We start from the raw sequence: 26733 nt of genomic DNA, 5'->3' as shown, positions 1-26733 counted from the left end.
GGACAAGATGGGCTACGACCAGAAGAAAGTCGTGGAGGCGCTTCGGGCCTTCGAACGTGGCGAGATCGTCGTCGTGATGGACGATGACGGACGTGAGAACGAGGGCGACCTGATCGTCGCGGCGGTGCATTGCACGGCCGAGAAGATGGCCTTCATCGTGCGCCACACCTCCGGCATCGTCTGCGCGCCGATGACGCGCGAGGACGCCCGCCGGCTGAACCTTGCGCCGATGGTTGCCGAAAACGACTCGGCCCACACCACCGCCTTCACCGTCAGCGTCGACTTCAAGCATGGCACCACCACCGGCATCTCGGCTGATGACCGCACGCTGACCGTGCGCAACCTGGCCAATGACAATGTCGGCGGTGCCGATTTCGTGCGCCCCGGCCACATCTTCCCGCTGGTGGCGCGCGAGGGCGGCGTGTTGATGCGCTCGGGTCATACCGAGGCGGCCGTGGACCTCTGCAAGCTGGCCGGCCTGCCGCCGGTGGGCGTGATTTCGGAACTGGTCAACGACGACGGCACGGTGATGCGTGGGCCGCAGGTGGCTGCCTTCGCCGAGGCGAACGGGCTGAAGCAGGTGTCGGTCGCCGACCTGATCGCCTACCGCCAGCGGCAGGAAACGCTCGTCCAGCGCGTGGATACTTTCGACATCGAAACGCCGGGCGGCAAGGCCAAGGCCTTCATCTACACGCTGCCATGGGACGTGATGCACCATCTGGCCATCGTGTATGGCGACATTCGCGACGGCGTCGAGGTGCCGGTGCGGCTTCAGACGGAAGACGTCGTGACCGACGTTTTCGGCACCGGCTGCCGGCTGGACGAGGTCATGAAGAAGTTGGGCGAGCGCCAGCGCGGCGTTATCGTCTATCTGCGCGAGGGATCGGTCGGTGTTGCAGACCAAGGGCGCAACCGGCCGCAGCGCGACGATGAGGGCCATGCGGAGGCCCGCCAGCGCGAGGAAGAATGGCGTCAGATCGGGCTGGGCGCGCAGATCCTGCGTGACCTCGGCATTTCCTCGATCAACCTGATCGCCTCGCGCGAGCGCCACTATGTCGGCCTCGAAGGTTTCGGCATCAAGATCGCCAAAACTGAAATTCTCTAGCGAGAAACGTCGCCGCCGCGCGGCAGACGCTTGACAATATTTCCCCTCGGGACATGCTAAATTAGCCTGTCTTGGGGGGATTGTTGCATGTGGGACTTCGATATCGGCAAGACGCTGTCGCTGATGATGAAGACTTGGCCCTTCATCATCTTTCGCGTGATCGTGTTTTTCGCAATCACCGCAGCATATGTTCTGGCGACTGGTGCCGGCGCGGGCGTCGGCTATGGCGTTGGCCACATCCTCGGTGGCGAGGGCGGCCCGGCCACCTTCTCGGTGTGGGGCGGCATACTCGGCTTCGGCGCAGTGTCGCTGATTGTCTACTGGATCCGCGAATACATTCTCTACATCGTCAAGGCAGGCCACATCGCAGTCATGGTTCGGCTGCTTGACGGGCATGCGGTGCCCGGCGACCGTGGACAGATCTCCTATGCCCGCGAAGTCGTGACGGCGCGTTTTGCCGAGGCGAATGTGCTCTTCGTGCTCCACCAACTCGTCAAGGCCGTGATCGCTGCGATCACCGGCCTGATCGGCGGCATCGCCGCCTTCCTGCCTATTCCGGGGCTCGACGGGTTGGTAAAATTCGTCAACACGGTCATCCGTCTTTCGCTGACCTATGTCGACGAGATCATCCTCGCCTACAATATCCGGATCGACAGCCACAGCCCCTATGAGACCGCGCGCCAGGGCGTCGTCCTCTATGCGCAGAACGCCAGGATGATGATCAAAAACGCCATCTGGCTGGCGATCATCATGTGGGGGCTGACCTTCGTCATCTTCCTGATGATGCTGACGCCGGCTGCCGCCATCCTCTATGTCATGCCCGGACAGATGGCGGGCTGGGCATTCGTGCTGGCAATTGTGTTTGCCTGGGCGATCAAGGCGGCACTGATCGAGCCTTTTGCTCTTGCCTCGTTGATGCAGGTCTATTTCAAGGCGATCGAAGGCCAGACGCCCGATCCCGATTGGGACCGCCGACTGGCCGAAGTGTCGGGCAAGTTCCGCGCTCTGAAGGACAAGGCGCTGGGCTCGGCCAGTGAGCCTGCTTTGCAGCCCATCAAGCAGGTTGGCTGAGCAGCGTCAGGATTGCCGGGGCAGGGGTAGCTGCCACTTGGCCCGGCAGTTTCCCTGCGCGAGCGACGAGAGATGGATCGCGCAATGGCTGGCGGTCTATACGATACGAGTTCTGGAGAAAGGATAATTTTCCCCAGCCTTCGGCGGGTAGTGCGTGGCGATGGCCGCCATTGCTGATAAACTGCCAGGGATGACCACGCGCCTTTACTCGCATCCAATCTATCTCGAGCACCTGACGCCTTCGGGGCACCCGGAGCGGCCGGACCGCCTGCGCGCCATTACGCGCGTGCTGGACGACGAACCATTTGCCGATCTCGTCCGCGTCGAGGCGCCGGCAGGCGACGAGACGACGCTGCTCTTCGTCCATCCCGAGGATTTCGTCGACCGGATCAGAGCCGCGATTCCCGAAGAGGGCATGCGCGCGATCGACGGCGACACGATTCTGAGCCCGAAGAGCTGGCAAGCGGCGTTGACCGCCGTGGGTGCGGCCAATGCGGCGGTGGATGATGTCTTCACCGGCAAGGCCGACAATGTGTTCGTGGCTGCGCGCCCGCCCGGACACCACGCCGAGAAGGCCACGGCCATGGGCTTTTGCCTGTTCAACAATGCGGCGGTCGCGGCCCGCTATGCTCAGCGCAAATACGGCGCCGAGCGTGTGGCCATCGTCGATTGGGACGTGCACCACGGCAATGGCACGCAGGACATTTTTTGGAACGATCCGAACGTGCTGTTCTGCTCCACGCACCAGATGCCGCTGTTTCCGGGCACCGGCGCCAAGGACGAGACTGGCGTCGGCAACATCGTCAACGCGCCGCTTTCGCCGCAAAGCGGCAGCGACCTGTTTCGCGAGGCGTTCCGGGCACGCGTGCTGCCGGCGCTGGACAACTTCAAGCCCGATCTGATCATCATCTCGGCCGGCTTCGACGCGCATCATCGCGACCCGCTGGCGGAGATCAATCTCACCGAAGAGGATTTCGACTGGGCAACCGGCCAGGTTCTGGATCGCGCGGCGCGCCACGCGAACAACCGCATCGTCAGCCTGCTGGAGGGCGGCTATGACCTGCAGGGCCTGGCATTCTCGGTCGCGGCGCATATGAAGCGCCTGATGAAGGGATAATTTATGGATACCGAAGTCAATAACGACATCAAGACGATGAGCTTCGAGCAGGCGCTGGAGGCGCTGGAGCGCATCGTCGACGATCTGGAGCGCGGCGACGTGCCGCTCGACCAGTCGATCCGCATCTATGAGCGCGGCGAGGCGCTGAAGGCCCATTGCGACCGCCTGCTCAAGGCAGCCGAGGACAAGGTGGAAAAGATCCGCCTGTCGCGCGACGGCAAGCCGGTAGGAACCGAGCCGCTCGACGGCGAGTAGGACAGCTGTGAACGATCCGTCTCGGTTGCGCGGTCTTTCGGTCGCCGCAGCCGGGGACTAGCTTCTGCGGGCAAGATTGGACGGCTGCCACCGACTGGAGGTTACCATGAGCTTCTTTCCCGCACGCGATCCCGAGCCGGGCGACGCATTTTCCTGCGACGCCATCGAACTGATGGTCGTCCCCAACGCCAAGGACATCGGCGGCTTCGAGGTGCGGCGGGCGCTGCCCACGGCGCGGCGCCGGCTGGTTGGTCCCTTCATCTTCTTCGACCGCATGGGCCCCGCGATCCTGCGGCCGGGCACGGCGCTGGACGTGGGCCCGCATCCGCATATCGGGCTCTCCACCGTCACCTATCTGTTTGACGGCATGATCCGGCATCGCGATTCGCTCGGCACCGAGATGGTGATCTCGCCCGGCGACGTGAACCTGATGACGGCCGGGCGCGGCATCGTCCATTCCGAGCGCACGCCTGAGGAAATCCGCAGCGCGCCGAGCTCGATCTCCGGCCTGCAGACCTGGATCGCGCTGCCCGACAACAAGGAAGAGATGGCGCCGGGCTTCGAAAACACGGCCAATACCGCGCTGCCCGAATTCAAGGACGACGGCGCCAAGGTGCGCGTGGTGATGGGCGATTTCGAGGGCCATCGGGCGCCGGTGACCACCTTCCAGGACACGCTCTATGTCGATGTCCGGCTCGATCCGGGCGCGCGCATACGCATCCCTGCCGACGCGGAAGAGCGGGCCATCTATGTGCTGGAAGGCGATGTCGTGATTTCCGGAGACCGTTTCCCGTCCGATCGGCTTTTGGTGTTCCGTCCGGGCGACGAGATCGTGGTTTCGGCCGAACGCGGCGCACATTTCATGCTGTTCGGCGGTTCCTCGCTGGGCTCGAAGCGCTACATATGGTGGAATTTCGTTTCGTCCTCCAAGGAGCGCATCGAACAGGCCAAGGAAGAATGGAAGACCCGCCGTTTCGACATCGTGCCGGGCGACGAGGAGGAATTCATTCCCCTGCCGGAGGGCTGATTTCCGTGCGGGATAGAGGGTAAAAGGGTCGCGCGGCAGCGCCGCGCATTTACATTCAGGGGCCGACACTCTATCTCCCAAGCGGTATTGATCGATTGAATAGGCCATATGACGTGACTTTGCCGCCCAAGACGCCGCTGCTCGACAAGGTGCGCATTCCCGCCGATATGAAGGCGTTGCCCGAAAGCGACCTGCCGCAACTGGCCGCCGAGTTGCGCGCCGAACTGATCGACACGGTCTCGCATACGGGCGGCCATCTCGGCGCCGGGCTGGGCGTCGTCGAACTTACGGTTGCACTGCATTACGTCTTCGATACGCCCGCTGACCGCCTCATCTGGGACGTCGGCCACCAGTCCTATCCGCACAAAATCCTCACCGGCCGGCGCGACCGCATTCGCACGCTGCGTCAGGAGGGCGGGCTCTCCGGCTTCACCAAGCGCACCGAGAGCGAATACGATCCTTTCGGCACCGCCCATTCCTCAACGTCGATTTCGGCCGGCCTCGGCATGGCCGTGGCGCGCGACCTGAAGGGCGGCAAGAACAACGTCATCGCTGTGATCGGCGACGGCGCCATGTCTGCGGGCATGGCCTATGAGGCGATGAACAATGCCGGCGCGCTGAATTCGCGGCTCATCGTCATCCTCAACGACAACGACATGTCGATCGCGCCGCCGACCGGAGCGATGAGCGCCTATCTGGCGCGCCTCGGTTCGGGCCGCACCTATCAGGGCATCCGCGACCTCGGCAAGAAGCTCACCTCGCATCTCGGTCCTCGCGTCGACCGCGCCATCACGCGCGCGGTGGAGCATGCGCGCGGCTATGTCACCGGCGGCACGCTGTTCGAGGAGCTCGGCTTCTTCCACATCGGCCCCATCGACGGGCACAATCTGGAGCACCTGATCCCGGTGCTGAAGAATGTGCGCGACAATGGCGACGGGCCCGTGCTCATCCATGTCGTGACGCAGAAGGGCAAGGGCTATGCCCCGGCCGAGGCCGCTGCCGACAAGTATCACGGCGTCAACAAGTTCGACGTCATCACCGGCGCGCAGGCCAAGGCGCCTGCGAACGCGCCGAGCTACACCAAGGTATTCGCCCAGAGCCTGATCCAGGAAGCGCGCGAGGACGACAGGATCGTCGCCATCACCGCCGCCATGCCTTCCGGCACCGGCCTCGACCTGTTCGGCGAAGTCTTCCCCGAACGCACCTTCGATGTCGGCATTGCCGAACAGCACGCCGTCACCTTCGCGGCTGGCCTCGCCACCGAGGGGTTGAAGCCGTTCGCGGCGATCTATTCGACCTTCCTCCAGCGCGCCTACGACCAGGTCGTGCATGACGTGGCGATCCAGAATCTGCCGGTGCGCTTCCCTGTCGACCGTGCCGGCTTCGTCGGCGCCGACGGGCCGACCCATTGCGGCGCCTTCGATACCGCCTATCTCGCCTCGCTGCCGCACTTCGTGGTGATGGCTGCCGCCGACGAGGCGGAGTTGCGCCACATGGTGCGCACGGCTGCTGCCTATGATGAAGGCCCGATCGCTTTCCGCTATCCGCGCGGCAATGGCGTGGGCGTGGAAATGCCCGAGCGCGGCTCGGTGCTGGAAATCGGCAAGGGCCGCATCCTGCGCGAAGGCACCAAGGTCGCGCTGCTTTCCTTCGGCACGCGCTTGCAGGACTGCCTGCTGGCCGCCGAGGAACTGACTGCGGCAGGGCTTTCGACCACAGTGGCCGACGCCCGTTTTGCCAAGCCGCTGGACGAAGATCTGGTGCGCCGGCTTGCCACCTCGCATGAGGTGCTGCTGACGGTGGAAGAAGGTTCGGTCGGCGGCTTTGCCAGCCATGTGCTGCACTTCCTCGCCAAGGAAGGTCTGCTCGATTCCGGCCTCAAGGTTCGCCCGCTGGTGCTGCCGGACGAGTTCACCGATCACGCAAAGCCCGAGAAGATGTATGTCGACGCCGGGCTCGACGCGACCGGCATCGTGCGTACTGTCTTTGCCGCGCTGGGGCGATCGGTTCGTTCGGCTACTGCCTAACCATCTGTTTACGCTGACTTTTGGGTCTTTACTTACCCTTTCTCTTGGCCGTTTCTTAGCGCGCCGGGCCTAGAACTCTCCCCAACAAGACAGGGGAGAGTCAGCAATGAGAACAATCCTGGCAGGCGCGATGCTGCTTGCCGCGCTGGCGGTGCCGGCAGCGGCCGAGACACGCTACGACGTGAAGCTGGAGAAGGCGGTGATGGATATCGTCGCCGGCAAGATGGGCGATCTCAGGGGCACCATTTCCTACAGGCGCAAGCTGGAATCGGTGATCCTGCAGGGTCCTGTCCCTCAAAATCGGGCCACTCCGGAAACGCGACGGGCCGAAGTCGAATTCTCCGGCGGTGACTTGCCGCTGGACGGCGGACGTGCGGCTCCTAGGATCGTCGCCACCTTTTGATGGCTAGAGCGGCGGTCATCCTGACGGATGCTGCTGCGCCGCTCTATCTCATTGTCCTAGTCGCATTTGTGCGACGCCAAGCGATTCCGCTTGGCTGCAAAATGCTCTGTCACGCTTGCCTTCCGCGCCGGCTTTCGCCAAGGAAGGCCGATGAAAGCCGACAACAAACAGGACAGTCGCCGGCGCCTCGACGAGGTGCTGGTCAGCCGCGGGCTCTTCGCGAGCCGCTCGCGGGCGCGGGACGCTGTTGAGCGCGGCACCGTCAGCGTCGACGGCGTTGTCGTGTCCAAGCCGGGGCAGGGGGTGCTGGACACGGTCGTCATCACGGTGGCCGATCCCGCGCAAGCTTACGTCTCGCGCGCGGCGCTAAAACTGATTGCCGGGCTCGACCATTTCGGCATCGACCCGAGCGGCTGCAATGCGCTCGACATCGGCGCCTCGACCGGCGGCTTCACGCAGGTGCTGCTGGAGCGCGGCGCGGCCCATGTCACCGCAATCGATGTCGGCCACGGCCAGATGCATGACAGCCTGCGCGGCGATCCACGCGTGGCCTGTATGGAGGGTCTGAACGCCCGCGATCTGACTGCCGAGGTGCTGGAAGGGCGCTCGCTCGACCTGATCGTCTCCGATGTTAGCTTCATCTCGCTGAAGCTTGCCTTGCCGCCGGCGCTTGCGCTGGCAAGGCCGGGGGCGCATGGAGTATTTCTGGTAAAGCCGCAGTTCGAGGCCGGTCGCGAGGCGATCGGCAAGGGCGGCATTTTGAAGAACCCGGCTGATGGGCCTGTCGTGGCCGAGGCGCTTGCCGAATGGCTGGGCAGCCAGGCCGGATGGAAGGCGCTGGGCCTTTGCCCATCGCCGATCGAAGGCGGCGACGGCAACCGCGAATTCCTGCTGGCCGGAGTGAAGGCATGAGCACACGTTTCCAGATCTCCCGCCTCGGCGCCCAGGGCGACGGCGTTGCCGACACGCCCGAGGGCCCGGTATTCATTCAATTCACCCTTGCGGGCGAGACGGTGACGGCCGCGCGCGAAAAGGATCGCGGCACGCTGATGGCCGTGCTTGAGCCTTCGCCGCTGCGCGTCGAGCCGACCTGCCGGCACTTTACCGAATGCGGCGGCTGCGCGCTGCAGCATCTGGAGCGGCAGGCCTATCTGGACTGGAAGCGCGAGAAGGTCGTGCAGGCGCTGAAGAGCCGCGGCTTCGAGGCCGATGTCGCGGCCACCGTGCCCTGCGCGCCGCATTCGCGCCGCCGCGCGACCTTTTCGGTGCGCCGCACCGAAGCCGGCATGCTCCTGGGCTACAACCGCGCCCATTCGCACCACATCATCGACATCGAGGAATGCCCGATCGTCGAGCCGCAGATCGAGGCAGCACTTCCCATGCTGCGGCGGCTGGCCGCCCTGATCTGCCACACGCCGCAGGCGTTCCACCTGACCGTCACCCATACCGATTCGGGCCTCGACATTGCCGCGCAGGATGCCGGCAAGCTGGAGGACAAGGCGCGCATGGCGATCTCGACCTTCGCGATTCGCGAGGGCCTGGCGCGTGTCTCGGTGGATGGCGAGACGATCGTGGAGCCAAAGAAGCCGGTGGTGACCTTTGGCGGGGTGTCGGTCGCGCCGCCCTCGGGAGGTTTCTTGCAGGCGGTGGCCTCGGCGGAAGGCGCCATGGCCGATCTGGTCTGCGAGCATCTGAAGAAGGCGAAGAAAGTCGCCGACCTGTTTGCCGGGGCAGGGGCCTTTGCGCTGCGGCTCGCGGCGAAGTCGGAGGTTCACGCCGTCGAGGGCGAGGCGGCGGCTCTTGCCGCGCTCGACCGGGGCTTTCGCTTCGGGACGGGCCTGAAGCGGGTCGTCATCGAAAAGCGCGACCTGTTCCGCCGGCCACTGACCTTCAAGGAACTCGCCGCCTATGACGGACTGGTGTTCGATCCGCCGCGCGCCGGGGCCGAAGACCAGTGCAAGCAGATCGCGAAATCGGACGTTCCCTTCGTGGCGGCCGTGTCCTGCAATCCGGCAACGCTGGCGCGGGACCTGCGCATTCTGGTCGATGGCGGCTATGCGCTGAAGAGCGTGACGCCAGTGGACCAGTTCCTCTGGTCGCCGCATGTCGAGGCGGTGGCGCTCTTGGAGAAACCGCGCAAACGGCGGTGATACCGAACCGGGCTAGGGAAGTGGGACGATCCGCTCGAAGGCGGCATCCACTTCCGCCGCAAGCAGCCGGCTAACGAAAGCGGGTACGACCTCGGTCGCGCGTCCGTAGAGCGCTTCTTCGAAGCTGGAACAGCCTTCGGACGGCTCGAGATTGAGCTCGACCGTATGGGCGCCGGCGAGCCTTGCCTGCTCGACGAAGCCGGCAGCCGGATAGACATTGCCGCTTGTGCCGATGGAAACGAACAGGTCGCAGGTGGCGAGCGCGGCTTCGATGCGGTCCATGTGATAGGGCATCTCGCCGAACCACACGACGTCGACGCGCATGCGGCCGGTGGTCTGGCAGTGCGGGCACTGCGAATTGATCGACATGTCGCCCGACCAGCGGGAGCGCGCGCCGCAGGCCTCGCAAAACGCCGAGTTCACCTCGCCATGCATATGGACCGGCCGGCGCGAGCCGGCGCTTTCATGCAGATCGTCGATGTTCTGGGTGACCAGAAGGTAGGAGCCGCCATAGGCGGCCTCCAGCCGCGCCAGAGCCTCATGCGCCGCATTGGGCCGTATGCCGAGCAGACGCCGGCGCCTTTCATTGTAGAAGCCGTGCACCTTCCGCGGATTGCGGGCAAAGCCTTCCGGCGTCGCCACGTCACGATAGTCGACCTTCGACCAGATGCCGTTCCGGTCACGAAACGTGTCGACGCCCGATTCGGCCGAGATGCCCGCTCCGGTGAGGATGACGATCCGATCGAAGGACAAGATCAGGCCCGCGTGCCGCCGACGGTCATCTGGTTCATGCGCAGGTGCGGCTGGCCCACACCCACCGGCACGCCCTGTCCGGCCTTGCCGCACATGCCGATGCCGGGATCGAGCTTCATGTCGTTGCCGACCATGGAGATGCGGTGCATGGCATCGGGGCCGTTGCCGATCAGCATGGCGCCCTTGATCGGCTGGGTCACCTTGCCGTCCTCGATCATGTAGGCCTCGGTGCAGCCGAACACGAACTTGCCGGAGGTGATGTCGACCTGGCCGCCGCCGAAGGACACGGCGTAGATGCCGTTCTTGACCGAGGCGATGATCTCTTCAGGGGGCATGTCGCCGCCGGTCATGTAGGTGTTGGTCATGCGCGGCATGGGCTCATGCGCATAGGATTCGCGCCTTCCGTTGCCGGTGGCGGCAACGCCCATCAGGCGGGCATTCTGCCGGTCCTGCATGTAACCGACGAGCTTGCCGTCCTCGATCAGCACGTTGCGGGCGCTGGGCGTGCCTTCGTCGTCGACGGTCAGCGAGCCGCGACGCTCGGCAATGGTGCCGTCATCGACGACGGTGACGCCCTTTGCGGCCACCTGCTGGCCCATCAGGCCGGCAAAGGCCGAGGTTTTCTTGCGGTTGAAGTCGCCTTCCAGCCCATGGCCGACCGCTTCATGCAGCATGACGCCCGGCCAGCCGCTGGACAGCACGATGTCGAAGGTGCCGGCCGGCGCCGGAACCGCCTCGAGATTGACGAGCGCCTGGCGCAACGCCTCCTCGGCGGTGAACTTCCAGCTCTCCTCGGTCAGGAACTCGCCGAACCCTTTGCGGCCGCCCATGCCGTAGGAGCCGGTTTCCTGCCGGTCGCCATCGCCGACAACGACGGCGACGTTGATGCGCACCAGCGGGCGCACGTCACGCACCATATGGCCGTCGGCGCGCATGATCTCGACGTGCTGCCAGGATGAGACGAGCGAGGCGGTGACCTGCCGCACGCGCGGGTCCTTGTCGCGCAGCCAGCCGTCGATCTCCTGCAGCAGCTTGGCTTTGACCTCGAAGCTGGGCGAGGGGATCGGGTTCTCTTCGCCGTAGAGATGGCGATTGGTGCGCGAGGGCGCGGCCGCCAGCGTGCCGGAATATCCGCCCTTCACGGCCGACACCGCATCGGCGGCGCGGCGCAGCGAGGCTTCGGAGAGTTCGCTGGAATGGGCATAGCCGGTGGCTTCGCCCGCGACTGCGCGCAGGCCAAAACCCTGGTCGGTGTTGAAGTTGGCCGTCTTCAGGCGGCCGTTGTCGAACATCAGCGACTCGCTCTCGCGATATTCGAGGAAGAGTTCGCCGTCATCCGCACCGGTGATCGTATCGGTGACGACACGACGGATCTGGTCTTCGGAAATGTCGAATTGGCCGAGAAGGCTGTTCATGGCGGGGTCGCCTCGTTTGAAAAGAGTGTCGACCCCCGATGTAGGCGCGCCAAGGCCATTCGGCAATGCGCCAATGATCGGCAATGGCGTAAGGCCGGAAAGCCCAAAGCTCGCTTCGGGCTCGTCGCGCCTGCGCCGTGGCGATCAGGGGAGGGCGGCAAAGCCGTCCGCGAACCCCTTGAGGTCGACCGGGATGCCGATGCCTTCCTCCGGCGTCTGGAAGACGATGAAGGTGGCCGAGGTGCCGGTCTTCAGCGTGTCGAGCAGCGGCTTTTCGAGGATGACCTCGGCATAGCAGCCGTCGCCGAAGCAGCGGACGAAATAGGCGCGGCCGATGTCCTTGCCGTCGACATTGAGGCCGAGGCCGTTGGGCAGGAGCACGCCGAGCGGCGCCAGCACGCGCAGGATCTCCGCCTTGTTGTCGGCGGTGCGCAGCACGACGACCGAAAGGCCGATCTCCGGCCGGTCCTCGGCAATGACGTTCTGCATCATCACGCACTGCTCGGCGGTGGCCCCGGCGGGCGTGTCGCAAATGATCGACCAGGCGCCGTGAGTCGAGCGCACCGTGCCGCCCTGCGGCTTGGGAGCCTGGGCCTGCGGCTGGGCAGCCTGCTGCGATTGCGGGGCCGGTTGCTCCTGCGCACCGGCTGGAACGATCGAACCAGCCAACGCGGCGAGGAAGACGACCTTCGCCAAGGTTCCCGAAAGTCGAGAGGTCATGATGGCTCCATTGCGAATCACGGCGAGACTATCCGTGACAATTGAAACTATAAGGCAAGAAGATGGCCGCACTAGCCAATAGCGCCGTGCGTCCGGATTTTCCAAGAAATTTCGCCGGAAATGCGACGTAAGTGACCTTTATAGCGGTGGAATGCGCGTTCGGGCACTGGCTCATATCGGCCTTAAACAATAAAGAAAGCGCCTAGGCGTGGCTCAGGCTGCCTTGCGCGCAAAAATGCCGCACGGGTTCTCGTGCTCCTTCCTTGCGGTTGGAAAGAGAGTATGGTTTGAACCAGCGCTAGGGTCACCGGGATTCCCGTCCCGGTGCGATTTATCATTCGTGCGATCTGGACGCACGAAATTGGGAGACAAAGAGGGCGATGAGAAAAATCCTTGCTAGTGCTGGCGCTGCGGCAGCCTATTTCGCCAGCGCCGCAGCATATGCGGCACAGCCGACGCCGTGGCAGACCGCGTTCCAGCCTGCTGCTACGGGCATCATGGAGCAGATTACCTGGTTCGAGCACTACACCCTGTGGTTCCTGATTCCGATCACGATCCTGGTTCTGTTGCTGCTGGGCTACTGCGTTCTGCGCTTCCGCTCCTCCGCGAACCCGGTTCCGTCGCGGACCAGCCACAACACGCTGATCGAAGTCATCTGGACGGTCGGACCGGTCGTCGTCCTGCTGTTCCTCGCCGTTCCTTCCTTCCAGCTTCTCACCGCGCAGTATTCGCCGCCGGAAGATGCCAAGGTCACCGTCAAGGCGACCGCCAACCAGTGGAACTGGGACTACGAATACCAGGTTGCCGAGCCCTTCTCCTTCAACTCGGCTATTCTCGAAGAGGCTGATCGCGCCGCTGCCGGCAAGGAAAATCGCGCTGAATATCCGCGGCTCCTGGCCGTCGATCACGAGGTCGTCGTTCCGGTCAACACGGTCGTTCGCGTCCTCATCACTGCCAGCGACGTGATCCACTCGTTCGCCGTGCCGGCCTTCGGTATCAAGATGGACGCCGTGCCGGGCCGCACCAACGAGACTTGGTTCAAGGCCAACAAGGAAGGCCTGTACTACGGCCAGTGCTCGCAGCTCTGCGGCAAGGACCACGCCTACATGCCGATCGCCGTTCGCGTCGTGAGCGAGCAGCAGTATGAGACCTGGGCCGCTTCGGCCAAGTCCAACCTGGATGGCGCCAACAAGGCGCTGATGGCTGAAATTGAAACCACCAATAAGGTGGCGGTCGCCGGCAACTGATGCCGCGACCGAAACGAATTTAGGAATGGAGCGGAACATGGCAGGCGCTGCAGTTCACGACGACCACGATCACAAGCCGCGCGGCTTGGTTCGTTGGTTGTTTTCGACCAACCATAAAGATATCGGCACGCTGTATCTGATCTTCGCGATCATTGCGGGCCTCATCGGCGGCTTCCTGTCCGTCATGATCCGCTGGGAGCTCGCCGAGCCGGGCATCCAGATTTTCAGCGGCCTGGCCGAAATGGTCTACGGCGTTGGCGGCGATGCTTCCATCGACGCCGGCAAGAGCATGTACAATGCCTTTAGTACCGCTCACGGCCTGGTCATGATCTTCTTCATGGTCATGCCGGCGCTCATCGGCGGCTTCGCCAACTGGATGGTGCCGCTCATGATCGGTGCGCCGGACATGGCGTTCCCGCGCATGAACAACATCTCCTTCTGGCTGCTTCCGCCGGCTCTCATCCTGCTGATCATGTCGATGTTCATGCCGAGCGCTCCGGGCGCCCATGGCGTTGGCGGCGGCTGGACGATGTATCCGCCGCTGGCTGTCTCCGGCCAGCCTGGACCGGCTGTCGACCTGGCGATCCTGTCGCTGCACATCGCCGGCGCTTCGTCGATCCTCGGCGCGATCAACTTTATCACCACGATCTTCAACATGCGCGCTCCGGGCATGACGCTACACAAGATGCCGCTGTTTGCCTGGTCGGTGCTGATCACCGCCTTCCTGCTGCTGCTTTCGCTGCCGGTTCTGGCTGGTGGCATCACCATGCTTCTGACCGACCGCAACTTCGGCACGACCTTCTTCGCGCCTGAAGGCGGCGGCGACCCGATCCTGTTCCAGCACCTGTTCTGGTTCTTCGGTCACCCGGAAGTGTACATCCTGATCCTGCCGGGCTTCGGCATCGTCAGCCACATCGTCTCGACCTTCTCGCGCAAGCCGATCTTCGGTTACCTCGGCATGGCCTACGCCATGGTCGCCATCGGCGCCGTCGGCTTCGTCGTGTGGGCTCACCACATGTACACCACCGGCCTGTCGCTCGACACGCAGCGCTACTTCGTGTTCGCCACGATGGTCATCGCTGTTCCGACCGGCGTGAAGATCTTCTCGTGGATCGCCACGATGTGGGGTGGCTCGATCAGCTTCAAGACCCCGATGATCTGGGCGATTGGCTTCATCTTCCTGTTCACCATCGGCGGCGTCACGGGCGTCCAGCTGGCCAATGCCGGTCTCGACCGCTCGCTGCACGACACCTACTACGTGATCGCCCACTTCCATTACGTGCTGTCGCTGGGTGCGGTGTTCGCGATCTTCGCGGCCTGGTACTACTGGTTCCCGAAGATGACCGGCTACATGTATTCGCCGGTGATCGCCAACACCCACTTCTGGATCATGTTCATCGGCGTGAACCTGATCTTCTTCCCGCAGCACTTCCTGGGTCTGGCAGGCATGCCGCGCCGCTACATCGACTACCCCGATGCGTTCGCCGGCTGGAACTACGTCTCGTCGATCGGCTCGTACATCTCGGCCGTCAGCGTGCTGATCTTCCTGTTCGGCGTCTTCGAGGCCTTCTCGAAGAAGCGCGTTGCCGGTGCGAATCCGTGGGGTGAAGGTGCGACGACGCTGGAATGGCAGCTGCCTTCGCCGCCGCCGTTCCACCAGTGGGAACAGCTCCCGCGCATCAAGTAACGGCGCACTGACAAACATCGAAACCGCCGCCCGTCGGCGGTTTCGGCCAAATCGGAAGAGTGGACTGCGTAGGCATGGCCCTGGTTGAAAAGAACACAATGGACGAAGGGGGTTTCCGCATGTCGGAAGCGACCGCTGGTGACTACATCGCGCTGCTGAAGCCGCGGGTGATGTCGCTCGTCGTGTTCACGGCCTTTGTCGGCCTCGCAGCCGCCCCGGTATCGCTCAATCCCTTCATCGCCGTCGTTGCCATTCTGTCGATCGCCATCGGGGCAGGTGCCTCGGGCGCGCTGAACATGTGGTACGACGCCGATATCGACGCGGTGATGACCCGCACGGCCAATCGGCCGGTGCCGTCCGGCCGCGTTCAGCCCGGCGAAGCGCTCGTCTTCGGCCTGATCCTTTCCGTGCTGTCGGTCATGACGCTCGGCGTGATCGTCAACTGGCTTTCGGCAGCACTGCTGGCCTTCACCATCTTCTTCTATGCCGTGATCTACACGATGTGGCTGAAGCGCTCGACGCCTCAGAACATCGTCATCGGCGGCGCTGCCGGCGCCTTCCCGCCAATGGTTGGCTGGGCTGCCGCCACGGGCAGCATCAGCCTGGAAAGCGTCATCCTTTTCCTGATCATCTTCCTGTGGACGCCGCCGCACTTCTGGGCGCTGGCTCTGTTCAAGTCCGGAGACTACGAGCGCGCGGGCATCCCGATGATGCCGAACGTCGCTGGCGAGGCCTCCACGCGCAGGCAGATTTTCGCCTACGCCCTGTTGGTGGCGCCGGTCGGCGTGCTGCCCTGGGTGCTGGGCTTCACCACCGTCTTCTATGGCGCGGTTTCGATCGCGCTGGGCGTCGGCTTCGTCTGGTATGCCTGGAAGGTCCTGCGCATGCCCGACAGCGACCGCGCCATGAAGCCTGCCAAGGCGCTGTTCGGTTATTCGCTGCTCTACCTGTTCGCCATTTTCGCGGTGTATCTGGCCGACAGCGTCGCCGAGCGCCTGCTTGCGGTATCAGGAGTATGACCATGCAAAATCTCGAGATGGTGACCCTCACCGAAAGCCAGAAGAAGGCGCGCCGCAGCCGGTCTATCGCGATCGGCCTCGGCCTTGCCCTGCTGGTCGTCATTTTCTACGTCGCGACGATCATCAAGTTCGCGCCGTCCGTCTTCCACATTGCGGGCTGATAGTCGCATGAGTGGTGAACCCCCAATGACAAGCACCAAGTCCCAGCGGACCAACAAGGTCATCGCCGGCGTTTGCGTGGCTTTCGTCGGCGGCATGGTCGGCATGGCCTATGCGGCGGTGCCGCTCTACGCGATGTTCTGCAAGGTGACGGGCTATGGTGGCACCACGCAGCGTGTCGACCAGTATTCCGACCGCGTGCTCGACCAGAAGGTAACGATCCGCTTCAACGCAAACACGTCGGGCGGCCTGCCGTGGGATTTCAAGCCGGTGGCGCGCGACGTCACGATCAAGATCGGCGAGACCACGCAGGCGCACTACACGGCGACCAACCATTTCGACAAGCCGACCTACGGCCGGGCGACGTTCAACGTCACGCCGGAACTGGCCGGCGCCTATTTCAACAAGGTGGAGTGTTTCTGCTTCACCGACACGACCTTGAAGCCGGGCGAAACGCTCGACATGCCGGTGGTCTTCTATGTCGACCCCGACATCGTCAACGTTCCGGAACTGAAGGACGTGAAGACGATTACGCTTTCTTACACTTTCTTCCCGATTGAGGGGGCAAAGCCGGTGGCCAACGCGCCACAGGCCGGAGACCTCAAGACTAACGAAAACACCGACGGAAACCTCGGGGGCTGATATGGCTGACGCGCATACGAAACCAAAACACGACTATCACATCATAGACCCAAGCCCCTGGCCCATTCTGGCTTCGCTCGGCGCTCTCGTCATGGCGATCGGCGGCGTGGCCTGGATGCAGTATATGAAGCAGGGCAATTTCCCCTTCTTCGGCCTCAACCTGGCCAATGCTCACTACTTCATCTTCGCCATCGGCACGCTGATCGTGCTTTACACGATGTATGCCTGGTGGTCGGACACCATCAAGGAAGCCCATGAGGGTCACCACACGCGCGTCGTGTCGCTGCACCTGCGCTACGGCATGATCATGTTCATCGCCTCCGAAGTGATGTTCTTCGTTGCCTGGTTCTGGGCCTTCTTCGACGCAAGCCTGTTCCCGGGCGAAGTGCAGCAGTATGCCCGCACCGCCTTCACCGGTGGCGTATGGCCGCCGAAGGGCATCGAGGTCCTGAGCCCCTGGCACCTGCCGCTCTACAACACCGTCATCCTGCTGCTGTCGGGCACCACGATCACCTGGGCGCACCACGCGATCCTGCACAATGACCGCAAGGGTCTGATCAACGGCCTGGCGCTGACGGTCGGCCTTGGCGTCCTGTTCAGCTTCGTGCAGGCCTTCGAGTACATGCACGCTCCGTTCGGCTTCAAGGACTCGATCTACGGCGCGACCTTCTTCATGGCGACCGGCTTCCACGGCTTCCACGTCATCATCGGCACGATCTTCCTGCTCGTCTGCCTGATCCGTGCGATGAAGGGCGACTTCACGCCGAAGCAGCACTTCGGTCTCGAGGCTGCGGCCTGGTACTGGCACTTCGTCGACGTGGTGTGGCTGTTCCTCTTCGCCAGCATCTACGTCTGGGCATCGTTCGGTGCGACGATTGCTGGCGCCGACTGACCCGCAATGATCTGCTAGAAATGAAAGCGGCCGTGGCGACACGGCCGCTTTGTCTTTTTCGGAACCAGACAAATTGCCGAGATGGAGAAACAGGCATGACCCAGCCCGCACATGAAGACCAGGCGATCTGGCCGCCGGTTGATCCGATCTCCGCTGGGCTTCGCGGCCGCTGCCCGCGCTGCGGCGAGGGGCGGCTGTTCTCCAGCTTCCTGACGGTGGCGCCCCGCTGCGGCAGCTGCAGGCTCGATTACTCGTTCGCCGATGCGGGCGACGGGCCGGCGGTCTTCGTGATTCTCATCATCGGCTTCATCGTCGTTGGCCTCGCGCTGTGGATGGAGGTGACGCTGAACCCGCCGCTGTGGGTTCACTTCCTGCTCTGGATCCCGCTGACCGTGGCGCTGAGCCTGACGGCGTTGCGCCTCATCAAGGGCGTGCTGATCACGCTGCAGTATCGCAACAAGGCCGCCGAAGGCAGGTTGGACCGTCCGCAATGAGCGACAATACGCAAACCTCGGAGAAAGCCAGCGGCAAGGCGCGCTTGCTGGCACTGGTGCTCGGCCTGATAGGCTTTGTCGTTCTGCTCGGTCTCGGCACCTGGCAGGTGCAGCGCCTGCAATGGAAAGAGGCGCTGATCGCCACCATCGAGCAGCGCGTCCATGCCGCGCCGGAACCGCTTGCCGATATGGAGAAGAGGTTCGCGCAGAGCGGTGACGTCGACTACTGGCCGGTGACAGCGACGGGCAGCTTCCTGCATTCGGGCGAACGCCACTTCTTCGCAACTTACGAAGGCGAGGCGGGGTATTTCATCTACACGCCGCTGCGGCTTGCGGACGGCCGTTTCGTGCTCGTCAATCGCGGCTTCGTGCCCGACCATCTAAAGGACCCGGCCAAGCGGCCGCAGGGCCAGGTCGAGGGCGAGGTGACCGTAAACGGGCTTGCTCGCAATCCGCTGACGGAAAAGCCTTCCTCGCTGGTTCCCGACAACGAGCCGGCAAAGAACATCTTCTTCTGGAAGGATCGGGACGTGATGGCGGCCACCGCCGGCCTGCCGGCGGGCGCGGTTGTGCTGCCCTTCTTCATCGACGCGGACAAGACACCAAATCCCGGCGGATTGCCGGTCGGCGGCGTTACCATCATCGATCAGCCGAACAACCATCTGCAATATGCCTTGACCTGGTACGGGTTGGCGGCAGCGCTGGCGGGTGTGCTCGGTTCCTGGCTGTGGCGCTCGCGCCGCGGCCCGAATTGAGCTAGCGCATAACCCCAAAAATCGGATACGATTTTTGGAAAGGATTATGCGCAGATTCAAAGTGTTACAGCGTCCTTTGCGCGCCCAGTCGGGCGCGCGGCGCTGTATGCCGCCGGCACCCTTGACAGGAGAGGGGCGCAGGCATCATTTCGGCACGACAATGAAGACCGGACATCATGCCTGACACTCCATCCAAGCCGCCTTTGACGCTTCGGCTCTGCCAGCCGCGTGGGTTCTGCGCCGGCGTCGACCGCGCCATCCAGATCGTGGTGCTGGCGCTGAAGAAATACGGTGCGCCGGTCTACGTGCGCCACGAGATCGTGCACAATCGCTACGTGGTCGAGGGGCTGCAGAATCTGGGCGCGGTTTTCATCGAGGAACTCAACGAGATTCCCGACGAGCACCACCATAGCCCGGTCGTCTTCTCCGCCCATGGCGTGCCGAAATCGGTGCCGGCGGATGCCCAGGCGCGCAGCCTCTTCTATCTCGACGCGACCTGCCCGCTGGTGTCCAAGGTGCACAAGCAGGCGATGCGCCACCAGCGTCTTGGCCGCCACGTGCTATTGATCGGCCATGCCGGCCACCCTGAGGTGATCGGCACGATGGGCCAACTGCCCGAAGGGGCCGTGACGCTGATCGAGACCGAGGCGGATGTCGCCGCCTTCCAGCCGCAGGACGCCGAAGCGCTGGGCTTCGTCACCCAGACCACGCTGTCGGTCGAGGATACGGCGGGGCTGATCCGCGCGCTGCAGGCGCGCTTCCCAGCCATCACGGCGCCGTCGGCCGAATCGATCTGCTACGCCACCACCAACCGCCAGGAGGCGGTGAAGGAAACGGCTGCGGGTGCGGACCTGTTCCTGGTCGTCGGCGCACCCAATTCGTCCAATTCCAAGCGTCTCGTGGAAGTCGCCGAACGGGCCGGCGCGAAAATGTCGCTTCTCGTGCAGCGCGCCTCCGAGATTCCATGGGATGACATCGGCCAAATTTCGACGCTTGGTCTTTCGGCAGGGGCATCCGCGCCGGAGATCATCGTCGACGAGATTATCGACGCCTTTCGCGCGCGCTTCGACGTGACGGTCGATCTCGCTGTGACGGCAACGGAAACGGAGAATTTCCCGGTCATGAGCGCGCTGCGCGACGTAGAACTGACGCCGTCGGACATGGCATTCGTGAACGGGACCGTGTGATGGCGGTCTATACGGACGTTTCAGAGAGCCAGCTCGGTGCCTTTCTGCAGGAATATTCGATCGGCGAGCTTCTGTCCTACAAGGGCATCGCCGAAGGTTCAGAGAATTCCAACTTCCTGCTGCACACAACCACCGGCTCCTACATCCTGACGCTTTACGAAAAGCGGGTCGACAAGAGCGACCTGCCATTCTTCCTCGGGCTGATGGAGCATCTGGCCAAGAAGGGCATTTCCTGCCCGCTGCCGGTGCACCGGCGCGACGGCAACGTGACCGGCCCATTGGCCGACCGCACGGCGGCGATCATCACCTTCCTGGAAGGCATGTGGATGCGCAAACCGACCGCCATCCATTGCCGCGAAGTGGGCAAGTCGCTGGCGGCGCTGCATCTTGCCGGCGCGGACTTTCCGATGTCGCGCACAAACTCGCTAGACATCACCGGCTGGCGCAAGCTCTGGGACGGTTCGCGCGACCGCGCCGACGAGGTCGAGCCGGGGCTGGCGGCGGAGGTCGATGCCGATTTTGCCGAATTCGAGCACAGCTGGCCGAAGGACCTGCCGTCGGGCATCATCCACGCCGACCTTTTTCCCGACAATGTCTTCTTCCTCGGCAACGAGCTGTCGGGGCTGATCGACTTCTACTTCGCCTGCGATGACCTCTACGCCTACGATCTGGCGACCTGCCTGAACGCCTGGTGCTTCGAGAAGGACAACTCCTTCAACCTCACCAAGGGCACGGCGCTGCTCGATGCATATCAGTCGGTGCGGCCGCTCAGCGAGGCCGAGAAGCAGGCAATGCCTATCCTGGCGCGCGGCTCGGCCCTGCGCTTCATGCTGACGCGGCTTTACGACTGGCTGACCATTCCCGATGGGGCATTGGTTCAGAAGCGCGACCCGATGGAGTTCATCCGCCGCGTGCGCTTCCACAGGCAGATCAAATCTGCGTCCGAATACGGTCTGAAATGAATAAAGCTGTAGAGATTTTTACTGACGGCGCCTGCTCGGGCAATCCCGGTCCGGGCGGCTGGGGCGCGATCCTGCGCTTCAACGGCGTCACCAAGGAGCTTTCCGGCGGCGAGGCGGCGACCACCAACAATCGCATGGAACTGCTGGCGGCGATTTCGGCGCTGAACGCGCTGAAGGAGCCTTGCGCGGTGGAGCTTCACACCGACAGCAAGTATGTGATGGACGGCATCTCCAAGTGGATCCACGGCTGGAAGCGGAACGGCTGGAAGACCGCCGACAAGAAACCGGTGAAGAACGGTGAGCTGTGGCAGGCGCTGGACGAGGCCAACCGGCGCCACAAGGTCAACTGGCACTGGGTGAAGGGCCATGCCGGCCACCCGGAGAACGAACGCGCCGACGAACTCGCGCGCATGGGCATGGAGCCGTTCAAGAAAAGATAGCTTGCCTGATCTCAGGGGCAGAAACAAAAAGGCGCGCGTCCGGATAGAGACGCGCGCCTTTTTCGTAGGTGTCTCTTCTTAGAGCTGTTCGAGCAGCTTGGCCGCACCCGATTCCACGGCCTGGCCGGGTGCGTCTTCAATGTTGAGCGCCGTGACCTTGCCGTCTTCGACGATCATCGAAAAACGCTTGGAGCGGGTGCCTAGACCACCGGCGCTGAGATCGAGGTCCAGTCCGGCCGCACGCACGAAGTCGCCATTGCCATCGGCGAGAAAGAGAATCTTGCCGTTGGCGCCGGTGGCCTGGGCCCAGGCGTTCATGACGAAGTGGTCGTTGACGGCCACCACCGCGATTGCGTCGACGCCGCGCGCGGCAATCGCGTCGTGGTTTTCGAGGTAGCCCGGCAGGTGATTGTTGCTGCAGGTCGGAGTGAAGGCGCCCGGCACGCCGAACAGAACCACCTTCTTGCCGGCGAAGACATCGGCCGTGCTGAGGGTCTTGCCGCCTTCGGCGGTCATGGTCTTGAAGGTGGCCTCGGGCAGCTTGTCGCCAACGGAGATTGTCATTGCAGGTCCTCGCGCAGTTGCAGTTGTTGCCGCAGCGGTAGCGGCTTATCGCGGGCTGGGCAATCCTCCAGTCGACGTTGCGGCTTGTTTCAGACGCAAACTCACAGATAGGGCAGAACGCCGCTGACCGCTCCTTTGTCCGTCACAAGCGTGTAGTGCAGGCCACTGTCTGCCGGCTTTGCCGTGGGGCGGTCGAGCACTTCGACGGAAAACAGCGTCTTGCCGTCCTTTTGCTCCAGCTTTGGCGTGGTGAAGGAATAGCCCTCGCCGCCGGCAAGGAAGAACTCGGCCTTCGCTGTGTCGCCGGGCGATTTTGCTTCGAACACAATCGCCTTGTCGTCCTGGCTGACGATCGTCACGCCGAAGTTCGGGCTTGCTGCCATAGGCAGCGCATCGAAGGCGGCCGCGACGCTTGAGGCATCTGCCGCATCAGTCGGCGCACTGGTGGGATCCAGCGACAGCTTGGTGTGGACCGGAATGCAGATCGTCTCGCAAATGCCGAGGAAGACGTCGGCATTGATCAGCACAGGTTTGCCCTGCGCGCCGACATGGAAGATGATCGGCAACGCGACCGAGCTGTTGTATCCGGCCCAGACCGAATAGCCGTCGTCATGGCGCTGGGGGGCAGGGAAATTGAGCTCGGCGGCGGTGACGTTGGTGCTGGTCGACGTGTCGAGCTGGGGCGGAACCCCGGCTTCGCCAGGGTCACGCCAATAGGTCTTCCAGCCCTTGTCGAGGTGGATGTCGAGCATGCCTTTGAGCCGGCCCTCTGCATCCGGCTCGCCGGTGGTGACGAGGCGCACGCGGCCGCCCTGTGCCTCGAACCATTGCGTCGAGGACGCAAATGCGTTTCCGGTGGTTGCGACGAGAAACCCGAGGACTGCGACTGTGGTTTTCTTCATAGGCGCGATTTGACGCCAAAGGCACGGTTTCGCAACCGAAGGATCGTGTTGGTTCGCATCATTTTTGCGTGAGACCGGCGAGTCTGGCTCAGCAAATCGTCCGGCGCGCATCTTTCAAGCCCACCCAAAACGAGCTACCCTTTGGGCATGGAAATTCTGCACCAGAAGAAGACAACCGTTAATCGCGGCTTCCTCGACGACCAGTTCCTGATCGCCATGCCCGGCATGAAGGACGAACGGTTCGCGCGCTCGGTTATCTATATCTGCGCCCACAGCGAAGAGGGCGCGATGGGGCTGATCATCAATCAGAGCCAGCAGCTTCTGTTCCCCGATCTTTTGGTGCAGCTCGGCATCCTCGACGAGGATGAGGCGATCCGCCTACCGCCGCCGGCACGCGATTTCATCATCCGCAATGGCGGCCCGGTCGACCGCAGCCGCGGCTTCGTGCTGCACACCGACGACTACAAGGTCGAGTCCTCGCTGGTGATCTCCGACACGATCTGCCTGACGGCGACCATTGATATTCTGCGCGCCATTTCGGCGGGCAAGGGGCCGCGCCAGGCGCTGATGGCGCTGGGCTATGCCGGCTGGGGCGCCGGTCAGCTGGAATACGAGATCGCCGAAAACGGCTGGTTGACTTGCCCCGCGCGGCCGGAACTTCTGTTCGACACCGATATCGAACGGCAGTACGACCACATCCTCGCTTCGATCGGCATCGATCTCGCCCATCTCAGCCAGGATTCCGGGCACGCCTGAGCCCGGAATGGCAATCTTCGATCATTGCTGAACTTTTTGGCCGCTTGGCAGACGCCTGGCGGAATTGGTGCGCGCTGCCCGCGAGCAGAGGCCGTCAGGCCTCCGCCAGCGGATATTGCTCCTTCAGGAGCTTGACCACGGCATCGGCCGAAGCCGGTGTTCCGAACATAAAGCTCTGCACATATTCGCAGCCCATCTGGCGCAGCTGCAGCGCGTCGCTCTCGTCGGAAATGCCTTCGGCCACCACCGACATGCCGAGCTCATGCGCCATGTTGACCATGGAGCGCAGCAACACGTCGCGCTTTGACGAGGAGTCGTCGAGGAAGCTCTTGTCGATCTTGATCGTGTCGAAGGGGAAACGCGTCAGATAGGACAGCGACGAATAGCCGGTGCCGAAATCGTCGAGCGACAGGCCGATGCCAAGCTGCTTGAGACGGCTCAGCACATGGCTGCTCTGCTCGGGATTGTCCATCACCAGCGATTCGGTCAGCTCCAGGCGGAAGCAGCGCGGCTTGAGGTTGGCGCGCACGATGATCGAGCGCACATCGCTGACGAGGTCGCGGCGGATGAGCTGGCGGCTGGAGAGATTGACCGAAACCGACAGCGGTGCGTCGCCGATCAGCTTCTGCCAGCTCGCCAAATCTTCGGCCGCGCGCTCCATGGCGAAGAGGCCGAGCTGGACGATGAGGCCGCAGCTTTCCGCGACGGGAATGAAGTCGGAAGGCGGAATGAGGCCGCGGCGCGGGTGATCCCAGCGCAGCAGCGCCTCGAAGCCGGCGATGCTGCGGTCTTCCAGCCGCACGATGGGCTGGTAGGCAAGGCTGAATTCCCCGCGCTCGATGGCCCTGCGCAAGTCCGATTCGATCTGCAGCCGGTCGGTGCCGACCGAGCGGAAGGCGGGGCGGAACGGCTCGATGCGGTCGCCGCCGAAGCGCTTGGCCTGGTGCATGGCCAGCTCGGCGTCCTTGACCATGTCGTCGGCCGAAATCTGCGCCGGCGTCCAGGTGATGAGACCCACCGAAGCGGTCAGCACGATCTCGCGCTTGGCGAAGGTGATCGGCGCGCCGATGGCCTGCTTCAGCGCGTCAGCGACGGCTGCGATGCGGGCCGGGTCCTGTTCGGAAAGCAGCATCAGCGCGAACTGGTCGCCGGCAAAGCGCGACAGCGAATCCTTGGGCTTCAGCAGGCGATGCAGGCGCCGCGCGATGGTCAGCAGGATGGTGTCGCCGGCCGAGATGCCGAGGCTGTCATTGACTTGCTTGAAACGGTCGATGTCGATGACGAAGACGGTGGGGCGGATGTTCTCTTCGGTCTTGGCGATCGAGAGCACGGCCTCGAGCCGGTTCATGAACAGCTCACGATTCGGCAGTCCGGTGAGGTTGTCGTGCACCGCGTCGTGCAGCAGACGTTCCTCGGACTTTTTCTGCTCGGTCACGTCGATCAGCGTGCCGACGCAGCGGATGACCTCGCCGTCGGAGCCGACGACGGGGCGGGCGCGCAGCAGGAACCAGTGATAGTGGCCGTCGGCACCGCGCAGGCGGAAATTCTGCGCCACGCGGCCGCGCCGGTGCTCGAGAACGACGTCAAGCGTGGTGCGGAACGTGTCGCGGTCGTCGACATGCAGCACCGGCAGCCAGTTGCGGGCCGGCCCGCCGAGCGCGTTGGGCTCGAGGCCGAGCTGCAGGCTGACATCGGGGCGGGTCACCACGCGGTCGCGCAGAACGTCCCAGTCCCAGACGATATCGCCGGAGCCGGAAACGGCCAGCGCCTGGCGTTCGAGGTCGCTGAACAGGCCTTGATGCAGCGCACCGCCGGCAAAGGCGTGCTGCATGACGGTGAAGCCGATGAGCAGGATGATGAGGATCAGGCCGCCGCCGAGTGCGGGCTGGACAATGTCGTTGGCCAAGACGCCGGTGATCGCCATCCACGATCCGCAAAGCCAAAGCAGCACCATCACCCAGCTGGGGATGAGCATGATGGCGCGGTCGTAACCGCGAATGCCGAGAAGGACGATCAGGCCGATGCCGCTGATGGCCGTGGCGGCGAAGGAAAGGCGCGCAATGCCCGAAGCGACGGCCGGGTCGATGACCGCAACGCCTGCGATCAGCACCAGGCCGAGGATCCAGGCGAGCGCGCCGTAGCTGAAATGCCCGTGCCATCGGTTGAGGTTGAGATAGGCGAACAGGAACACCACGAAGGTGGCGGCAAGGCCGACCTCTGTGCCCGCTCGCCATATCTGCTCATTGCCGGGCGAGATCTCGATCACCTTGTTGAGGAAGCCGAAATCGACGCAGATGTAGGCAAGAACTGCCCAGGATAGTGCGGCCGTGGCGGGGAACATCGAGGTGCCCTTGACCACGAAGAGAATGGTCAGGAACAGCGCCAGAAGCCCGGCGATGCCGATGACGATGCCGCGGAACAGCGTGTAGGAGTTCACCGAGTCCTTATAGGCCTCCGGCTCCCACAGATAGACCTGCGGCAGCCTCGGCGAGGACAGTTCGGCGATGAAAGTGACGACCGAGCCGGGGTTGAGCGTGACCAGGAACACGTCGGCGTCGGGACTCGCCTGCCGGTCGAGCGCAAAGCCCTCGCTGGGCGTGATCGCGGAAATGCGGGTGGAGCCGAGGTCGGGCCAGAACAGGCCCGAATTCACCAGGCGGAAATGCGGCGCCACGATCAGGCGGTCGATCTGCTGCTCGGTGGTGTTGGCAAGGGCAAAGACGGCCCAGTCGCCGCTCGAGCGCTTGTCGTTGGCCTCCACCTCGATGCGCCGCACGATTCCGTCGGGGCCGGGGGCGGTGGAGACCTGAAAATTCTCGCCCTGATTCCGGTAGATCTCGACCGCGCCCGAAAGGTCCAGCGCGACGTCGTCGCGGGAGATTTTTATGGGCTCGATGGCGAAGGCGGACGAGGCCGTGGAAAGGCTTATGATCGCCGCGAAAAAAAAGGCCAGCAGGCGTCCGATCCGCAGAAAATTCACCAAA

General features: G+C 63.6%; 27 protein-coding genes. 21 read left to right on the top strand and 6 right to left on the bottom strand.

The window, feature by feature from the left end:
• Positions 1 to 7: 7 nt before the first annotated feature.
• The 9 genes from ribB to M2281_RS03835 all read left to right on the top strand — a co-directional run bounded on the left by ribB (position 8) and on the right by M2281_RS03835 (position 9155).
• A complete protein-coding gene (ribB, locus tag M2281_RS03875) occupies positions 8 to 1105 on the top strand; it encodes a 3,4-dihydroxy-2-butanone-4-phosphate synthase (RefSeq protein WP_280819782.1) in 1098 nt (365 codons plus the stop codon).
• Positions 1106 to 1192: 87 nt separating this feature from the next.
• The gene (locus M2281_RS03870; protein ID WP_280819781.1) at positions 1193 to 2176 is read left to right on the top strand and encodes a hypothetical protein; all 984 of its coding nucleotides are present in this window, start codon (positions 1193 to 1195) and stop codon (positions 2174 to 2176) included.
• 190 nt (positions 2177 to 2366) lie between these two features.
• Positions 2367 to 3293 (top strand): histone deacetylase family protein, encoded by a 927-nt coding sequence (locus tag M2281_RS03865; protein ID WP_280819780.1) that lies wholly within the window; start codon positions 2367 to 2369, stop codon positions 3291 to 3293.
• 3 nt (positions 3294 to 3296) lie between these two features.
• Positions 3297 to 3548, top strand: a complete 252-nt coding sequence (locus tag M2281_RS03860; protein WP_280819779.1) for an exodeoxyribonuclease VII small subunit — start codon at positions 3297 to 3299, stop codon at positions 3546 to 3548.
• 106 nt (positions 3549 to 3654) lie between these two features.
• The gene (locus M2281_RS03855) at positions 3655 to 4575 is read left to right on the top strand and encodes a pirin family protein (protein ID WP_280819778.1); all 921 of its coding nucleotides are present in this window, start codon (positions 3655 to 3657) and stop codon (positions 4573 to 4575) included.
• Positions 4576 to 4688: 113 nt separating this feature from the next.
• Positions 4689 to 6602, top strand: a complete 1914-nt coding sequence (gene dxs, locus M2281_RS03850; RefSeq protein ID WP_280819777.1) for a 1-deoxy-D-xylulose-5-phosphate synthase — start codon at positions 4689 to 4691, stop codon at positions 6600 to 6602.
• A gap of 106 nt (positions 6603 to 6708) precedes the next feature.
• A complete protein-coding gene (locus tag M2281_RS03845; protein ID WP_280819776.1) occupies positions 6709 to 7005 on the top strand; it encodes a hypothetical protein in 297 nt (98 codons plus the stop codon).
• A gap of 150 nt (positions 7006 to 7155) precedes the next feature.
• The gene (locus M2281_RS03840; RefSeq protein WP_280819775.1) at positions 7156 to 7917 is read left to right on the top strand and encodes a TlyA family RNA methyltransferase; all 762 of its coding nucleotides are present in this window, start codon (positions 7156 to 7158) and stop codon (positions 7915 to 7917) included.
• Positions 7914 to 9155, top strand: a complete 1242-nt coding sequence (locus M2281_RS03835; protein WP_280819774.1) for a class I SAM-dependent RNA methyltransferase — start codon at positions 7914 to 7916, stop codon at positions 9153 to 9155. Before M2281_RS03840 ends, M2281_RS03835 begins: the two co-directional genes overlap by 4 nt.
• A gap of 12 nt (positions 9156 to 9167) precedes the next feature.
• Here the strand turns inward: M2281_RS03835 and M2281_RS03830 are convergent, their stop codons facing one another.
• The 3 genes from M2281_RS03830 to M2281_RS03820 form a co-directional block, all read right to left on the bottom strand.
• Positions 9168 to 9908: an NAD-dependent deacylase gene (locus M2281_RS03830; protein WP_280819773.1), complete on the bottom strand. Its 741-nt coding sequence runs from the start codon at positions 9906 to 9908 to the stop codon at positions 9168 to 9170.
• A gap of 2 nt (positions 9909 to 9910) precedes the next feature.
• Positions 9911 to 11323 carry a metalloprotease TldD gene (gene tldD, locus M2281_RS03825; protein ID WP_280819772.1) on the bottom strand — a complete coding sequence of 471 codons (1413 nt, stop codon included), beginning with the start codon at positions 11321 to 11323 and terminating at the stop codon, positions 9911 to 9913.
• A 144-nt stretch (positions 11324 to 11467) separates the two neighbouring features.
• Positions 11468 to 12043 carry an invasion associated locus B family protein gene (locus tag M2281_RS03820; RefSeq protein ID WP_280819770.1) on the bottom strand — a complete coding sequence of 192 codons (576 nt, stop codon included), beginning with the start codon at positions 12041 to 12043 and terminating at the stop codon, positions 11468 to 11470.
• Positions 12044 to 12423: 380 nt separating this feature from the next.
• Here M2281_RS03820 and coxB point away from each other — a divergent pair, with 380 nt between their 5' ends.
• The 11 genes from coxB to rnhA all read left to right on the top strand — a co-directional run bounded on the left by coxB (position 12424) and on the right by rnhA (position 21527).
• Complete coding sequence (gene coxB, locus M2281_RS03815) at positions 12424 to 13290, top strand: cytochrome c oxidase subunit II (protein ID WP_280819769.1); 867 nt, start codon at positions 12424 to 12426, stop codon at positions 13288 to 13290.
• Positions 13291 to 13327: 37 nt separating this feature from the next.
• Positions 13328 to 14977, top strand: a complete 1650-nt coding sequence (gene ctaD / locus M2281_RS03810; protein WP_280819768.1) for a cytochrome c oxidase subunit I — start codon at positions 13328 to 13330, stop codon at positions 14975 to 14977.
• Positions 14978 to 15051: 74 nt separating this feature from the next.
• Positions 15052 to 15996: a heme o synthase gene (locus tag M2281_RS03805; protein ID WP_280819767.1), complete on the top strand. Its 945-nt coding sequence runs from the start codon at positions 15052 to 15054 to the stop codon at positions 15994 to 15996.
• A gap of 2 nt (positions 15997 to 15998) precedes the next feature.
• A complete protein-coding gene (locus M2281_RS03800) occupies positions 15999 to 16157 on the top strand; it encodes a hypothetical protein (protein ID WP_280821181.1) in 159 nt (52 codons plus the stop codon).
• A gap of 25 nt (positions 16158 to 16182) precedes the next feature.
• Positions 16183 to 16797, top strand: coding sequence for a cytochrome c oxidase assembly protein (locus M2281_RS03795; protein ID WP_425537662.1), 615 nt, complete (start codon positions 16183 to 16185; stop codon positions 16795 to 16797).
• A 1-nt stretch (position 16798) separates the two neighbouring features.
• Positions 16799 to 17689: a cytochrome c oxidase subunit 3 gene (locus M2281_RS03790; protein ID WP_280819765.1), complete on the top strand. Its 891-nt coding sequence runs from the start codon at positions 16799 to 16801 to the stop codon at positions 17687 to 17689.
• Positions 17690 to 17784: 95 nt separating this feature from the next.
• Entirely contained in the window at positions 17785 to 18183 is a 399-nt protein-coding gene (locus M2281_RS03785; protein ID WP_280819764.1) for a DUF983 domain-containing protein, read from the top strand.
• Entirely contained in the window at positions 18180 to 18938 is a 759-nt protein-coding gene (locus tag M2281_RS03780) for an SURF1 family protein (RefSeq protein WP_280819763.1), read from the top strand. Before M2281_RS03785 ends, M2281_RS03780 begins: the two co-directional genes overlap by 4 nt.
• Positions 18939 to 19114: 176 nt before the next feature.
• Positions 19115 to 20125, top strand: a complete 1011-nt coding sequence (ispH, locus tag M2281_RS03775) for a 4-hydroxy-3-methylbut-2-enyl diphosphate reductase (protein WP_280819762.1) — start codon at positions 19115 to 19117, stop codon at positions 20123 to 20125.
• Complete coding sequence (locus tag M2281_RS03770) at positions 20125 to 21087, top strand: homoserine kinase (RefSeq protein ID WP_280819761.1); 963 nt, start codon at positions 20125 to 20127, stop codon at positions 21085 to 21087. The genes ispH and M2281_RS03770 overlap by 1 nt, the downstream gene beginning before the upstream one ends.
• The gene (rnhA, locus tag M2281_RS03765; protein ID WP_280819760.1) at positions 21084 to 21527 is read left to right on the top strand and encodes a ribonuclease HI; all 444 of its coding nucleotides are present in this window, start codon (positions 21084 to 21086) and stop codon (positions 21525 to 21527) included. The genes M2281_RS03770 and rnhA overlap by 4 nt, the downstream gene beginning before the upstream one ends.
• Positions 21528 to 21605: 78 nt before the next feature.
• On the opposite strand, the gene M2281_RS03760 is transcribed toward rnhA, so the two are convergent.
• Complete coding sequence (locus M2281_RS03760) at positions 21606 to 22091, bottom strand: peroxiredoxin (RefSeq protein ID WP_280819759.1); 486 nt, start codon at positions 22089 to 22091, stop codon at positions 21606 to 21608.
• 101 nt (positions 22092 to 22192) lie between these two features.
• Positions 22193 to 22993 (bottom strand): protein-disulfide reductase DsbD domain-containing protein, encoded by an 801-nt coding sequence (locus tag M2281_RS03755; RefSeq protein WP_280819758.1) that lies wholly within the window; start codon positions 22991 to 22993, stop codon positions 22193 to 22195.
• Between the two features lie 147 nt (positions 22994 to 23140).
• On the opposite strand from M2281_RS03755, the gene M2281_RS03750 reads away from it, so the two are divergent.
• Entirely contained in the window at positions 23141 to 23749 is a 609-nt protein-coding gene (locus tag M2281_RS03750; protein WP_280819757.1) for a YqgE/AlgH family protein, read from the top strand.
• Between the two features lie 94 nt (positions 23750 to 23843).
• Here M2281_RS03750 and M2281_RS03745 read toward each other — a convergent pair whose 3' ends face one another.
• Positions 23844 to 26732 (bottom strand): EAL domain-containing protein, encoded by a 2889-nt coding sequence (locus M2281_RS03745; protein ID WP_280819755.1) that lies wholly within the window; start codon positions 26730 to 26732, stop codon positions 23844 to 23846.
• Between the last annotated feature and the right edge of the window lies 1 nt (position 26733).

It is taken from the genome of Pseudaminobacter soli (ex Li et al. 2025), from assembly GCF_029892515.1.
Classification (GTDB): domain Bacteria; phylum Pseudomonadota; class Alphaproteobacteria; order Rhizobiales; family Rhizobiaceae; genus Pseudaminobacter; species Pseudaminobacter soli_A.
The sequence above is the reverse complement of the archived record's forward strand: the minus strand, read 5'-3'. Positions and strand labels throughout refer to the sequence as shown.